The 13046-nt window shown below is 68.8% G+C and carries 12 protein-coding genes; 9 read left to right on the top strand and 3 right to left on the bottom strand.

Going from position 1 to position 13046, the window contains the following annotated elements; all coding sequences use genetic code 11:
* Positions 1 to 3 precede the first annotated feature (3 nt).
* Both G6N28_RS25495 and G6N28_RS25490 read right to left on the bottom strand, forming a co-directional pair.
* The gene (locus G6N28_RS25495; RefSeq protein WP_163905247.1) at positions 4 to 1620 is read right to left on the bottom strand and encodes an MFS transporter; all 1617 of its coding nucleotides are present in this window, start codon (positions 1618 to 1620) and stop codon (positions 4 to 6) included.
* Positions 1620 to 2315: an LppX_LprAFG lipoprotein gene (locus tag G6N28_RS25490; RefSeq protein ID WP_163905245.1), complete on the bottom strand. Its 696-nt coding sequence runs from the start codon at positions 2313 to 2315 to the stop codon at positions 1620 to 1622. Before G6N28_RS25490 ends, G6N28_RS25495 begins: the two co-directional genes overlap by 1 nt.
* Before the next feature lie 44 nt (positions 2316 to 2359).
* Here G6N28_RS25490 and G6N28_RS25485 point away from each other — a divergent pair, with 44 nt between their 5' ends.
* From G6N28_RS25485 to G6N28_RS25470, 4 genes are all read left to right on the top strand, one after another.
* Positions 2360 to 2971: a riboflavin synthase gene (locus G6N28_RS25485; protein WP_163905243.1), complete on the top strand. Its 612-nt coding sequence runs from the start codon at positions 2360 to 2362 to the stop codon at positions 2969 to 2971.
* A gap of 86 nt (positions 2972 to 3057) precedes the next feature.
* Positions 3058 to 4383, top strand: a complete 1326-nt coding sequence (locus G6N28_RS25480; protein WP_163905241.1) for a bifunctional 3,4-dihydroxy-2-butanone-4-phosphate synthase/GTP cyclohydrolase II — start codon at positions 3058 to 3060, stop codon at positions 4381 to 4383.
* Positions 4380 to 4859, top strand: a complete 480-nt coding sequence (gene ribH, locus G6N28_RS25475) for a 6,7-dimethyl-8-ribityllumazine synthase (RefSeq protein WP_163905239.1) — start codon at positions 4380 to 4382, stop codon at positions 4857 to 4859. Before G6N28_RS25480 ends, ribH begins: the two co-directional genes overlap by 4 nt.
* A complete protein-coding gene (locus G6N28_RS25470) occupies positions 4852 to 5298 on the top strand; it encodes a PH domain-containing protein (protein WP_163905237.1) in 447 nt (148 codons plus the stop codon). The genes ribH and G6N28_RS25470 overlap by 8 nt, the downstream gene beginning before the upstream one ends.
* A gap of 3 nt (positions 5299 to 5301) precedes the next feature.
* Here the strand turns inward: G6N28_RS25470 and G6N28_RS25465 are convergent, their stop codons facing one another.
* Complete coding sequence (locus tag G6N28_RS25465; RefSeq protein WP_163905234.1) at positions 5302 to 7209, bottom strand: gamma-glutamyltransferase family protein; 1908 nt, start codon at positions 7207 to 7209, stop codon at positions 5302 to 5304.
* Positions 7210 to 7302: 93 nt separating this feature from the next.
* On the opposite strand from G6N28_RS25465, the gene uvrC reads away from it, so the two are divergent.
* From uvrC to G6N28_RS25440, 5 genes are all read left to right on the top strand, one after another.
* Complete coding sequence (uvrC, locus tag G6N28_RS25460; protein WP_163905232.1) at positions 7303 to 9303, top strand: excinuclease ABC subunit UvrC; 2001 nt, start codon at positions 7303 to 7305, stop codon at positions 9301 to 9303.
* A gap of 11 nt (positions 9304 to 9314) precedes the next feature.
* Positions 9315 to 10229: an RNase adapter RapZ gene (gene rapZ / locus G6N28_RS25455; protein WP_179962238.1), complete on the top strand. Its 915-nt coding sequence runs from the start codon at positions 9315 to 9317 to the stop codon at positions 10227 to 10229.
* Positions 10226 to 11239 carry a uridine diphosphate-N-acetylglucosamine-binding protein YvcK gene (gene yvcK, locus G6N28_RS25450; protein WP_163905228.1) on the top strand — a complete coding sequence of 338 codons (1014 nt, stop codon included), beginning with the start codon at positions 10226 to 10228 and terminating at the stop codon, positions 11237 to 11239. The genes rapZ and yvcK overlap by 4 nt, the downstream gene beginning before the upstream one ends.
* Positions 11236 to 12213, top strand: a complete 978-nt coding sequence (gene whiA, locus G6N28_RS25445) for a DNA-binding protein WhiA (protein ID WP_163906617.1) — start codon at positions 11236 to 11238, stop codon at positions 12211 to 12213. Before yvcK ends, whiA begins: the two co-directional genes overlap by 4 nt.
* Before the next feature lie 88 nt (positions 12214 to 12301).
* The gene (locus G6N28_RS25440; RefSeq protein WP_163905226.1) at positions 12302 to 13009 is read left to right on the top strand and encodes an ABC transporter substrate-binding protein; all 708 of its coding nucleotides are present in this window, start codon (positions 12302 to 12304) and stop codon (positions 13007 to 13009) included.
* Positions 13010 to 13046 lie beyond the last annotated feature (37 nt).

Here is a 13046-nt window from a genome sequence, read left to right as displayed (position 1 = left end):
CGCCTAGCCGCGGTGGCGCCCGCCCGGCGTGTCGATCAGGGCGGTCGCCGCGTCCGTTTCGCCGTCGGCTGACGGATCGATTTCGTCGGCGTGTTCTTTCCGGCCGCTGATCAGCAACCCGAGCAGGGCGCCGACGACACAGACCACGGCCGTGGCCAGGAAGATGTCGCCGTACTGCATCGCGTAGGCCTCGAGCGTGGCCTGCCGCAGCCGAGTGGCCTGCGCCAGCAGCTGGCCGCCTGGCGAATCGTCGGCGGGCATGGGCTGCGCGGCCAGCCGTTCCTGCAGGTACTGGTTGAACTTGTACAGGCCCCAGGCGGTCAGCGCGGCCAGGCCGACGAGCATGCCGATCATGCGCGCCACTACCACGGCGGACGACGCGATGCCGTGCTGGGCCGCGGGGACCACCCGCAGCGCGGCGGAGGTCAGCGGACCGATCACCAGGCCCAGCCCGAGGCCGGCGACGGCGAGGTCGGTGTCGAGTACCGGCAGCGTGATGAAGCCGAGGTCGTGGTGGCGGGACAGCACGTCGATGTGCCAGTGCGAGATCAGCCAGTAGCCGCCTGCGGCGATCATCAGGCCGACGAAGGTGACGATGCGGTCGCCGATCCGGGTGGCGATCCAACCGCCGATGACGGCGCCGATGGGCAGCGCGATCAGGAATCGCAGCAGCAGCAGGACCGCTTCGGTCTGGCCTTTGCCCAGCACGCCCTGGCCGAACAGCTCGATGTTGACCAGCGTCACCATCAGGGCCGCACCCGCGCACAGCGATGCGCCCAGCGCCGCCAGGAACGGGCGGAAATGCACGCCTGCGGGCTCGATCAGCCGGGTGCGGGCGAACCGCTCCCAGACGAAGAACGCCACCAGGGCCACGGCCGCGGCGATCAGCACCGGCACCCCGTAGTCGGGGAGGATCTTGCGGCCGTCCGGGGCCGGGTTGTACAGCCCGATCACCGTCAGGCCGAGCGCGACGGCAAGTAGCACGCCACCGACGACGTCGACCCGCTCGGGGTTTTCGGGTTTGACCCTGGACGGCAGGCTGAAGTGGATCAGGACCATCGCGACCGCCGCCAGCGGCACGTTGATCCAGAACACGTCGCGCCACGTGTTCAGGGCCGCCACGACGGCGATGCCGTACAGCGGGCCCAGCACACTGCCCAGCTCCTGTGCGGCGCCGATCCCACCCAACACCGCCGCCCGGTTGCGGCTGGCCCACAGGTCCGCCGCCAACGCCAGCGTGACCGGCAGCAGCGCGCCGCTGGCGACGCCCTGGATGGAGCGGCCGATCACCATCGGAAGCAGGTCGTTGGACAGCGCGGTGACCACCGAGCCCACCGCGAATCCGGCCAGGCTGGTCTGCAGGATCAGCTTGCGGCCGAACCGGTCGGAGGCGCGGCCGAGCAACGGCATCGCGGCGATGTATCCGAGCAGGTAGCAGGTGATGATCGGGGTCACCTGCTGCAGCTGGTTGACCGGTATCCGCAGGTCGATGATGATGTCGCGGATGATCGCGACGACGACGTAGGTGTCGAGCGCGCCGAGCAGCACCGCGAGGCTGCCCGCGCTGATCGCTACCCTGCGGCTGCCGGTCTTCGGTGCGGTGTCGATCAGGGTCGACATCAGATGGCGGGCTTGGTGACCGTCACCGGCTTACCCCAGTCGGAGAACGTCATGGTGATGCTGCCTTCCGGTGCGGTCTGCAGCGTGATCTGCATCAATGCGTGGTCGCCCGCTTCGGCGATCCAGGCCGTGGCGGGCACCGCTTCGGTGGCGCCTATCTGCGGAGCGATCTTGTTGACCGCTTCGGCGCTGACAGTTCCCGCGACGCGAACCGTCTCGACACCGTTGACGGTCTCGCGGTCTTCGGCCTTGGCGTCGGAGAAGTTGGCCAGCACGTTGGCGAGCCCGATCTCGGGGTTGAGGATGGCCGAGACGTCGTAGACGTCGGCGGCCGGACCGAAGTCCTGGAACGCGCCCGCGCTCATCGCGGCGTACAGAATGCCGTCGACCACCACGAACTCGATACCCTGCAGCCGCTGACCCATGAACAGCAGGTCAGCCGAGCCGGCGGCGGCGACCGCGGGGACGCTCGTCAAATCACCTTCGATCGACTCCAGCGCCAGCCCAGGGATCTCGCCCTGCACGGTCAGCCGCATGTGGACGCTGGTCTCGTTCTTGGTGGTTTCGGTGGACTGTGTGAGCAGCGTCGCGGCGTCGGGGAGGTCTTTTCCGGACTCGGCGGATTTCGAACAGCCTGCGATGAGAGCGAGAACGGCAATCAGGGCGGCAACGATCGCTACGGGGCGGGTCTGCATGAGATGCATCGTAGAGGGTTTCGGCGGCTGGTTACTCTGTCGGCGTGTTCACCGGAATCGTCGAAGAACTGGGTGAGGTCATCGCCAAAGAAGACCTTCGTGACTTCGCGCGGCTGGTCATTCGGGGTCCTCTCGTCAGTTCCGACGCAGGCCAGGGCGATTCCATTGCGGTCAACGGCGTCTGCCTGACCGTGGTCGACGTGCTGCCCGACGGTGCGTTCAGCGTCGACGTCATCGGGGAGACGCTGAACAGAACGAGCCTGCGCGCCATCGGGGTGGGCAGCCGGGTCAACCTGGAACGCGCCGCGGCGGTCAACAGCCGACTCGGTGGCCACATCGTGCAGGGTCACGTCGACGGCACCGGTCATGTGGTCGCGCGCACCCGGGCCGACGACTGGGAGGTGGTGCGCATCGCGCTGCCCACCGCGTTGGCGCGCTACGTCGTCGAGAAAGGCTCGATCACCGTCGACGGTGTGTCGCTGACGGTGTCCGGGCTCGGCCACGACTGGTTCGAGGTGTCGCTGATCCCGACGACGCTGGAGGCCACCACCCTCGGCGCCGTCGACGTCGGCGCCCCCGTCAACCTCGAGGTCGACATCATCGCCAAATACGTCGAGCGCTTGCTCGATGCGAGGGATGGCCTGATTGGCGAGTAACCCCGCGATCGGCCTCCCGACGGGGCATCGGCCCAGCTCGAGGGCCTGGCAATAAGATCTGCGCGCCGGTAGTTCATACTGATGAGATGACGAGGCTGGACTCTGTTGAGCGGGCGGTTGCCGACATCGCCGCGGGCAAGGCCGTCGTCGTCATCGATGACGAGGATCGCGAGAACGAGGGCGATCTGATCTTCGCCGCGGAGAAGGCGACACCGGAACTGGTCGCGTTCATGGTGCGCTACACCTCCGGTTATCTGTGCGTGCCGCTGGACGGCGCGATCTGTGACCGACTCGGCCTGCTTCCGATGTACGCGGTGAACCAGGACAAGCACGGCACCGCCTACACCGTCACAGTCGACGCGAAACTCGGTGTCGGAACCGGTATTTCGGCATCCGACCGGGCGACGACGATGCGTCTGCTCGCTGACCCGTCCAGCACCGTCAACGATTTCACCAAACCCGGTCATGTGGTCCCGTTGCGCGCCAAGGACGGTGGGGTGCTGCGTCGGCCCGGCCACACCGAGGCCGCCGTCGACCTGGCCCGGATGGCCGGCCTGCAGCCCGCCGGCGCGATCTGCGAGATCGTCAGCCAGAAAGACGAAGGCGCGATGGCGCAGACCGATGAGCTGCGGGTGTTCGCCGACGACCACGATCTGGCGCTGATCTCCATCGCCGATCTCATCGAGTACCGGCGCAAGCACGAAAAGCACGTCGAACGCGTCGCGGAGGCGCGCATCCCGACCCGGCACGGCGAGTTCCGCGTCGTGGGTTACGCCAGCATCTACGAGGACATCGAGCACGTCGCGCTGGTCCGCGGTGACATCGCAGGCCCGCACGGCGATGGCCACGACGTGCTGGTGCGCGTGCACTCCGAATGCCTGACCGGCGACGTGTTCGGTTCGCAGCGCTGCGACTGCGGCCCGCAGCTCGACGCGGCGCTGGCGATGGTGGCCCGCGAGGGCCGCGGCGTGGTGCTGTACATGCGCGGCCACGAGGGCCGCGGCATCGGGCTGATGCACAAGCTGCAGGCCTACCAACTGCAGGACGCCGGTGACGACACCGTCGACGCCAACCTCAAGCTCGGCCTGCCCGCCGACGCCCGCGACTACGGCATCGGCGCGCAGATCCTTGTCGACCTCGGCGTGCGTTCGATGCGGCTGCTCACCAACAACCCCGCCAAACGCGTCGGGTTGGACGGCTACGGGCTGCACATCATCGAACGCGTGCCGCTTCCGGTGCGGGCGAACAAAGAGAACATCCGCTACCTGATGACCAAGCGCGACCGGATGGGCCACGACCTCGTCGGCCTCGACGACTACCACGAAGCGACCACCATGGACTCCTACGACGAGGGCGTGTATCTGCTCGGTGACCGCAGGCCGAGCGATATGGATCTCGGCGGAGCCCTATGAGCCCAGCGGCCGGTGTTCCCGACCTGCCACAGCTCGACGCATCAGGCTTGAGGCTGGCCATCGTGGCCAGCACGTGGCACGAGACGATCTGTGACGCCCTGCTCGACGGTGCGCGAAAGGTGGCCGCCGACGCCGGGATCGACAACCCGACCGTGGTGCGGGTGCTCGGCGCGATCGAAATCCCGGTGGTGGCGCAGGCTTTGGCGGCCAACCACGACGCCGTGATCGCCCTTGGCGTGGTGATCCGCGGTGAGACGCCGCATTTTGACTACGTGTGCGACGCGGTGACCCAGGGGCTGACCCGGGTGTCGCTGGATTCCTCCACCCCGGTCGCCAACGGCGTGTTGACCACGAACACCGAGGCGCAGGCGCTTGACCGGGCCGGGTTGCCGACGTCGGCCGAGGACAAGGGCGCCCAGGCGGCCGCGGCTGCGCTGTCCACCGCGCTGACCCTTCGCGGCCTGCGGCATGGCTGACTGGGACCTGCAGGTACGACCGCATCTGGCGCCGTATTTCGTGTACGGGGCGGCGGCCGTGATCCTGGCCGCGCACATCACGGTCGGGGCGCTCCTGAAGATCGCGTCGACCGGGGTGATCTTCCGGACCGCCGACCAGGTGGCGATCGCGTTGCTCGGCGTGGTGATCGCCGGGGCGGTGCTGTTGCTGGCCCGGCCCCGGCTTCGAGTCGGCTCGGCAGGCGTCGCGGTGCGAAACCTGTTCGGCTACCGGTTGATTCCGTGGTCGGACGTCGTCGACGTGTCGTTTCCATACGGGGCGCGGTGGGCGCGGGTGGACCTGCCCGACGACGAATACATCCCGGTGATGGCGATCCAGGCCATCGACAAAGACCGTGCGGTGGAGGCCATGGATCAGGTAAGGGCCCTGGTCCTGCGCTACAAGGTCAACTCGCGCTGACCGTCACTCCACGTCGCCCATCGCCACACCTTCCCGGCGCGGGTCGGCACCACCGACCAGATCCGGGCCGTCGCGCACCACCACCGACAGCCCACTGGACTGCGGAGCCAGATTGACCTGGTGGCCCAGCGCGCGCAGGCCCCGCACCAGCGGATCGTGGTCACCGTCATCGGAGGTGTGGATGACCGGGTGCTCGCCGCCGACGTTGGTCTCTGGCGTGTTCGCCGCGCCGAAATCGACCATGGACACCGCCTGCTGGGGACCCAGTCCCCAGTCCAGCATGCCCACAAGTGTTTTCACGACGTACTGGATGATCGTCGAACCGCCCGGCGAGCCCAGCACCGCGTACAGCGGACCACGGGTGTCCGGTGATCCGGACGCGGCCTGATCGAACACCAGCGTGGGCGCCATCGTGCTGCGCGGGCGCTTGCCCGGTTGCACCCGGTTGGCGATCGGTACTCCGTCGAGTCCGATCGGCTCCGCGGAGAAGTCGGTCAGCTGGTTGTTGAGCATGAATCCGTCGACCATGTGGAACGACCCGAACGAGGACTCCACCGTCGTGGTCAACGACGCGGCGTTGCCGTCGGCGTCCACGATGCTGACCTGGCTGGTGCCGTGCTCGGGGACCGGAGGGGCGGGCGCGGCCGGCGCGCCGAAGTCGCCCGGTTTCGCGGTGCCCATCGTGTGTTGCGACGAGATCAGCGCCGCCCGCCCGGCCAGATAGTCGCTACCGAGCAGCGTGTCAGGCGAATTACCCGGCAGTGCAACGAAATCGGTGTCGGCGACGTAGCGGTCGCGGTCGGCGTAGGCCATCCGCTCGGCCTCGGAGATCAGGTGTACGCCCATCACCGTGGGCCGGCCGCCGTTGAGGTCGACGTCGGTCGGTTTGTGCTCGGCCATCGCGAAGTGCTCGAGCACGCCCAGCGTGGCGGCGACCGCGATACCCCCCGACGACGGTGGCGGCATCCCGCAGACCTCCCAACTCCGGTACGGGGTGCACAGCGGCGCGCGCCTCTTGACGGTGTAGGCGGCCAGGTCCTCCACGGTCATCGCGCTGGGGGTGCGCGCGCCGGACGTGTCGGCCGCGGCGGCGACGATGTCATGGGCGATGGCTCCGGTGTAGAACGCCTGCGGGTCAGTTGCGATGGTGCCCAAGGTCTTTGCGTACGCCGGGTTGACCAACCGCGTGCCTGCCGCCTTGGCGGTGCCGTCGGCGTTGAGGAAGTATTCGGCGGCCTGCGGGTCGGCCGCCAGGTGCGGTGCCGCGGCGGCGAGCGCGCCCGCCAGCCGCGGGCTGATGTCGAAGCCGTCATCGGCCATCCTGACGGCGGGCTCGAACAGTTCGCGCCAGCCGGTGCTGCCGTGCTCGCGGTGGACCTCGTGCAGGAGCCGCACGATGCCCGGCACGCCGATGGAGCGGCCCGACGCCCTGGTGTCCGGTCGGGGTTCGGTGCGGTCGGTGTCGGACACCCAGCGCAGGTAGTTCTCGGTGGCCGCCGCCGGGGCGACTTCGCGGCCGTCGTAGGCCTGCACCGCACCGGTGGCGGCGTCGTAGTAGAGCAGGAACCCGCCGCCGCCGACGCCGGAGGACTGCGGCTCGACCAGCCCGAGCACGGCCTGCGCGGTGACGAGCGCATCGGCGGCCGTACCGCCGTCGCGCAGCACCTCGCAGGCGGACTGGGTGGCCAGCGGGTTGGCGGTGACGACCGAGTAGCCGCTCGTGCGCACCGCCGTCATGTCGGTGCGGTAGCCGTCGACCAGCGGACCGCCGTCGGCGATGACGGCGCACGCCGGCGCCACGCTGGTCTCGGTGCTTTCGGCGGCACATCCGGCCAGTACCAGCAGCCCCGCCGTCAGCGGGGCCAGCACCTTCGCCGGCGATGAAATCCGCACCACTCGACGGTAGTTCATTCGGGCCGGTTACCCGTTGACTCCGCGGTGCGGGCGGCCAGACGCGCGTCGGCGGACGGAGGGGTCGTCGACATGGGCAGTAACCTGGGAATCATGCCCGATCCAGCGACCTACCGGCCCGCGTCCGGGTCCATCCCGGTCGAACCGGGCGTCTACCGGTTCCTGGATCCGCACGGCCGGGTGATCTACGTCGGCAAGGCCAAGAGCCTGCGCAGCCGACTGACCTCATACTTCGCCGACGTCTCCAGCCTGGCGCCGCGCACCCGGCAGATGGTGATGACGGCGGCCAGCGTCGAGTGGACGGTGGTCAACACCGAAGTCGAGGCGCTGCAGCTGGAGTACAACTGGATCAAGGAATTCGATCCGCGGTTCAACGTGCGCTACCGCGACGACAAGTCCTATCCGGTGCTGGCAGTCACGCTCAACGAGGAATATCCGCGGCTGATGGTGTACCGGGGGGCGCGGCGCAAGGGCGTGCGCTACTTCGGGCCCTACTCACACGCCTGGGCGATCCGCGAAACCCTCGACCTGCTCACCCGCGTCTTTCCCGCGCGTACCTGTTCGGCCGGTGTGTTCAAGCGGCACAGGCAGATTGACCGGCCGTGCCTGCTGGGCTACATCGACAAATGCTCGGCGCCGTGCATCAACCGGGTGAGCGCGGAGGAACACCGCCAGATCGTGCTGGACTTCTGCGATTTTCTCGCGGGCAAGACCGACCGGCTGGTCCGCGACATGGAGCAGCAGATGGCCCGTGCCGCCGAGGAACTGGATTTCGAACGTGCCGCCCGGCTGCGTGACAACATCTCGGCGCTCAAGCGTGCGCTGGAGAAGCAGGCCGTGGTCTTCGGTGACGGCACCGACGCCGACGTGGTGGCCTTCGCCGACGACGAACTGGAAGCGGCGGTTCAAGTGTTCCACGTGCGCGGTGGGCGCGTCCGCGGTCAGCGTGGCTGGATCGTTGAAAAATCCGACGAGGCAGCGGAGTTCAGCGAAGACCGCCTTGTGGAGCAGTTCCTCACCCAGTTCTACGGTGACCAGGCCGAGTTGGACGGCGCAGCAGACGAGTCGTTGAACCCGGTGCCGAGGCAGGTGCTGCTACCGTGCCTGCCCGAGAACGCCGACGAGCTGGCGACCTGGCTGACCCAGCTGCGCGGTTCACGGGTGGTGCTCAGGGTGCCGCAGCGCGGAGACAAACGGGCGCTGGCCGAAACCGTCCGGCGCAACGCGCAAGACGCGCTGGCTCAGCACAAGCTCAAACGCGCAGGTGATTTCACCGCGAGAACCGCTGCGCTGCAGAGCATTCAGGACACCCTCGGGCTTGCCGACGCACCGCTGCGGATCGAGTGCGTCGACATCAGCCACATCCAGGGCACCGACGTGGTCGCCTCGCTGGTGGTCTTCGAGGACGGGTTGCCGCGCAAGTCGGACTATCGCCACTACGCCATCCGCGAAGCCGCCGGCGATGGCCGCTCCGACGACGTGGCCTCGATCGCGGAGGTGACGCGGCGCCGGTTCCACCGGCATCTACACGACATTCAGAGCATGAAAAGCGTTCCGGTCGAACAGGATTCAGAGAAGCCGACGCGGTCACGCAAGTTCGCCTACCCGCCGAACCTGTTCGTCGTCGACGGCGGCGCTCCCCAGGTCAACGCCGCGCAGGCCGTCCTCGACGAACTCGGCATCACCGACGTCGCGGTGATCGGTCTGGCCAAGCGGCTCGAAGAGGTGTGGGTGCCCTCAGAGCCCGATCCGCTCATTCTTCCCCGCAACAGCGAGGGGCTGTACCTGCTGCAGCGGGTGCGCGACGAGGCGCACCGGTTCGCGATCACCTACCACCGCAGCAAGCGGTCCAAGCGGATGACGGCGTCGGCGCTCGACTCGATCCGTGGGCTCGGGGAGCACCGCCGCAAGGCGCTGGTGACCCACTTCGGGTCGGTGGCACGCATCAGGGAAGCCAGCATCGAGGAGATCACCGCGGTACCCGGCATCGGCGTCGCCACCGCGCGCGCGGTGCTCGAGGCGCTGGGGGTGGGAACCGAATCCGGCACACCCGAGGCGACAATCGGCGATGATCAACGCGTGGTATCGGGATGACGGAACAAGGAATGCACGAGGAACTGCGCGACGACGCCGGGCCCGCCGCCCGAGCCGGTGAATCCGACATCGACGTCGTCCTGGTGACCGGGCTGTCCGGCGCGGGACGGGGCACCGCGGCCAAGGTGCTCGAAGACCTCGGCTGGTACGTCGCCGACAACCTCCCGCCGGAGCTCATCGCCCGCATGGTCGAGCTCGGCCTGGCCGCCGGCTCCCGGATCACCCAGCTCGCGGTGGTGATGGACGTCCGCTCCAGGGGCTTCACCGGCGATCTGGACTGGGTGCGCGAAGAGCTGGCGACCCGCAACATCTCCCCGCGAGTGCTGTTCCTCGACGCGTCCGACGACATCCTGGTTCGCCGCTACGAGCAGAACCGTCGCAGCCACCCGCTGCAGGGCAATCAGACTCTGGCCGAAGGCATTGCGGCCGAGCGTGCCATGCTGGCGCCGGTACGTGCGGCCGCCGACCTCGTCATCGACACGTCGACGCTGACGGTGCCCACGCTGCGGGAGAGCATCGAACGGGCCTTCGGCGGCGAGACGACCCGCCACACGAGTGTCACCGTGGAGTCGTTCGGGTATAAGTACGGGTTGCCGATGGACGCCGATACCGTCATGGATGTGCGCTTTCTGCCCAACCCACACTGGGTGGACGAGTTGCGCCCGCACAGCGGCCAGCACCAGGCCGTCCGTGACTACGTACTGGCGCAGCAGGGAGCGGGGGAGTTCCTGGACACCTACCACCGACTGCTCGACCTCGTGATCGACGGCTACCGCCGCGAAGGAAAGCGCTATATGACTGTTGCCATCGGCTGTACCGGCGGTAAGCACCGCAGCGTCGCGATCGCCGAAGCGCTCGCGACCCGGCTGCAGGCGGGTGACGACCTCACGGTGCGCGTGCTGCACCGGGATCTGGGTCGCGAATGAGCCCGCGCATCGTCGCCCTCGGCGGAGGACATGGCTTGTATGCGACGCTGTCGGCGGCGCGCCGCCTGACCCCGCACGTCACCGCGGTGGTGACCGTCGCCGACGACGGCGGCTCGTCGGGCCGGCTCCGCAACGAACTCGATATCGTTCCACCGGGCGATCTGCGAATGGCGTTGGCTGCCTTGGCATCTGACAGCCCACATGGGCGGTTGTGGGCGACCATCATCCAGCATCGCTTCGGCGGCAACGGCGCGCTGGCGGGTCATCCGATCGGCAACCTCATGCTGGCCGGTCTCAACGAGGTGCTCGCCGATCCCGTCGCGGCCCTCGATGAACTGGGCCGCATGCTCGGTGTCAAGGGCCGGGTGTTGCCCATGTGCCCGATCGCGCTGGGCATCGAGGCCGACGTGGCGGGCCTGGAGTCCGACCCGCGGATGTTCCGGGTGATCCGCGGGCAGGTCGCCATCGCCACCACGGTCGGCCAGGTGCGGCGGGTCCGGCTACTGCCCGGTGACCCGCCGGCCACCCCGCAGGCGGTGGACGCGATCATGGCCGCCGACCTCGTGGTGCTCGGACCGGGATCGTGGTTCACCAGCGTCATCCCGCACGTGCTCGTACCGGAGCTGGCCGCGGCCCTGCAGGCGACGTCGGCCCGCCGGGCGCTGGTGTTGAACCTGGTCGCCGAACCGGGGGAGACGGCGGGGTTCTCCGTCGAACGCCACATCCACGTGCTGTCACAGCACGCCCCGGGCTTCACCGTGCATGACATCGTCGTCGACGCGAGCCGGGTGCCCAGCGAGCGTGAGCGCGAGCAACTACGCCGGACCGCGAACATCCTCGATGCTCATGTGGAGTTTGCCGACGTATCCAAACCTGGTACACCTTTACATGATCCGGCGAAGCTGGCCGCAGCTTTGGAAGGTGTGCGGTTGCGTGGACCGACGCCACCCGCGCCGACGGTGCCCACTCCGACAGTGAACGGACCGAGAGGTGACGACCCGTGGCGATGACAGCCGAGGTCAAGGACGAGCTGAGCCGCTTGTTGGTCAATTCCGTCAGCGCTCGCCGCGCCGAGGTGGCCTCGCTGCTGCGGTTCGCCGGCGGGCTGCACATCGTGTCGGGCCGGGTGGTGGTCGAGGCAGAGGTCGATCTGGGCATCATCGCGCGACGGCTGCGCAAGGACATCTACGACCTGTACGGCTACACCGCGGTGGTGCACGTGCTGTCGGCCAGCGGCATCCGCAAGAGCACCCGCTACGTGGTGCAGGTCGCCAAGGACGGTGAGGCCCTGGCACGCCAGACCGGCCTGCTGGACATGCGCGGTCGCCCGGTCCGCGGTCTGCCCGCGCAGGTGGTAGGCGGCAGCGTCGCCGACGCCGAAGCCGCTTGGCGCGGAGCCTTTTTGGCCCACGGCTCGCTCACCGAGCCCGGCCGATCATCGGCGCTGGAGGTCAGCTGCCCGGGCCCGGAGGCCGCGCTCGCGCTCGTCGGCGCGGCACGCCGGCTGGGCATCAGCGCCAAGGCCCGCGAGGTGCGCGGCAGCGACCGCGTGGTGGTGCGGGACGGCGAGGCGATCGGGGCGTTGCTCACCAGGATGGGCGCGCAGGACACCCGGCTGATCTGGGAGGAGCGCCGGATGCGTCGCGAGGTGCGGGCCACCGCCAACCGGCTGGCCAACTTCGACGACGCCAACCTGCGACGCTCGGCGCGTGCCGCGGTCGCCGCGGCCGCGCGAGTGGAGCGCGCGCTGGAGATCCTCGGCGACACCGTGCCTGATCACCTGGCCGCCGCGGGCAAGCTCCGCGTCGAACATCGCCAGGCATCGCTGGAGGAGCTGGGCCGGTTGGCCGATCCGCCGATGACCAAAGACGCTGTGGCGGGCCGGATCCGGCGCCTGCTGTCGATGGCGGATCGCAAGGCCAAGCAGGAGGGCATCCCCGACACCGAGTCGGCCGTCACGCCCGACCTGCTGGAAGACGCCTAGCCGTTCGTAATCGCGCGAACGTGGGTTACCAGCACGTGTTCGGCGCGAAACACGTGCATCGATCCCACACTCGTCGAACACTGGACGCATGGAGATCCTGAAGGTCGGCACCGCGGTCCCGCTTCCACCGTTCAACAGCATGGACGACGGCGGCGGCCTCGACATCGATCTGATGACCGAGCTGGCCAAGAAGCTGGGCGCCACAGTCGAATTCGTCGAGTACCGCGGCGCCACCGACGACGGCATCTTCGAGCGGCTCAACGCCGGCGAGTACCACTGCGTCGCGGCCGGCATCGCCGTCACGCCCGAACGCGAGACCAAGGCGCGGTTCGTGGCGCCCTACCTCATCTGCGGGCACGCGCTGGCCGTCGACACCAGACGCCTTCCGCGGGCCAGGTCGGTCGACGAGCTCGGCGGGCTGACCGTCGGGGTGCAGCAGGACAGCACCGCCCGGCCGGTCGCCGAGCAACTCGTCGCCGAGGGGAAGGCCGCGGCGGTGCGGGTCTACGACGGCGTCGAGGCGGCGCTGGCCGCGCTGGGCACGGGCGGATGCGACGCGGTGATGGAGCTGGGGCCGGTGCTCACCGAACTGGTGAAACCGATCCCCGCCGTGGAGGTCGTCCAGCGTGGGATCGAGGTGGAGAACATCGCGATCGGCGTCGGCCGAAACGACCAGGCGTTGCTCAGCCGGCTCACCGTGGCGCAGGCCGAGCTCGAGGACGACGGCGCACTGCAGGGGATCCGGCGCAAATGGCTGGGTAACCCCTATACGGACCAGAGCCTGGCGGTGCATTGACCAGCCCGCACGTGGTGTGAGTCACACCACTACGCTG

This window comes from Mycolicibacterium pulveris (genome assembly GCF_010725725.1).
Taxonomy (GTDB): Bacteria; Actinomycetota; Actinomycetes; order Mycobacteriales; family Mycobacteriaceae; genus Mycobacterium; species Mycobacterium pulveris.
The sequence above is the reverse complement of the archived record's forward strand: the minus strand, read 5'-3'. Positions and strand labels throughout refer to the sequence as shown.

What these genes read in the sequence shown, in the direction of transcription:
- G6N28_RS25495 (WP_163905247.1), bottom strand. Translation starts at nt 1,620, where the DNA reads ATGTCGACCCTGATCGACACCGCACCGAAGACCGGCAGCCGCAGGGTA.
- G6N28_RS25490 (WP_163905245.1), bottom strand. Translation starts at nt 2,315, where the DNA reads ATGCAGACCCGCCCCGTAGCGATCGTTGCCGCCCTGATTGCCGTTCTC.
- G6N28_RS25480 (WP_163905241.1), top strand. Translation starts at nt 3,058, where the DNA reads ATGACGAGGCTGGACTCTGTTGAGCGGGCGGTTGCCGACATCGCCGCG.
- ribH (WP_163905239.1), top strand. Translation starts at nt 4,380, where the DNA reads ATGAGCCCAGCGGCCGGTGTTCCCGACCTGCCACAGCTCGACGCATCA.
- G6N28_RS25470 (WP_163905237.1), top strand. Translation starts at nt 4,852, where the DNA reads ATGGCTGACTGGGACCTGCAGGTACGACCGCATCTGGCGCCGTATTTC.
- G6N28_RS25465 (WP_163905234.1), bottom strand. Translation starts at nt 7,209, where the DNA reads ATGAACTACCGTCGAGTGGTGCGGATTTCATCGCCGGCGAAGGTGCTG.
- uvrC (WP_163905232.1), top strand. Translation starts at nt 7,303, where the DNA reads ATGCCCGATCCAGCGACCTACCGGCCCGCGTCCGGGTCCATCCCGGTC.
- rapZ (WP_179962238.1), top strand. Translation starts at nt 9,315, where the DNA reads ATGCACGAGGAACTGCGCGACGACGCCGGGCCCGCCGCCCGAGCCGGT.
- yvcK (WP_163905228.1), top strand. Translation starts at nt 10,226, where the DNA reads ATGAGCCCGCGCATCGTCGCCCTCGGCGGAGGACATGGCTTGTATGCG.
- whiA (WP_163906617.1), top strand. Translation starts at nt 11,236, where the DNA reads ATGACAGCCGAGGTCAAGGACGAGCTGAGCCGCTTGTTGGTCAATTCC.
- G6N28_RS25440 (WP_163905226.1), top strand. Translation starts at nt 12,302, where the DNA reads ATGGAGATCCTGAAGGTCGGCACCGCGGTCCCGCTTCCACCGTTCAAC.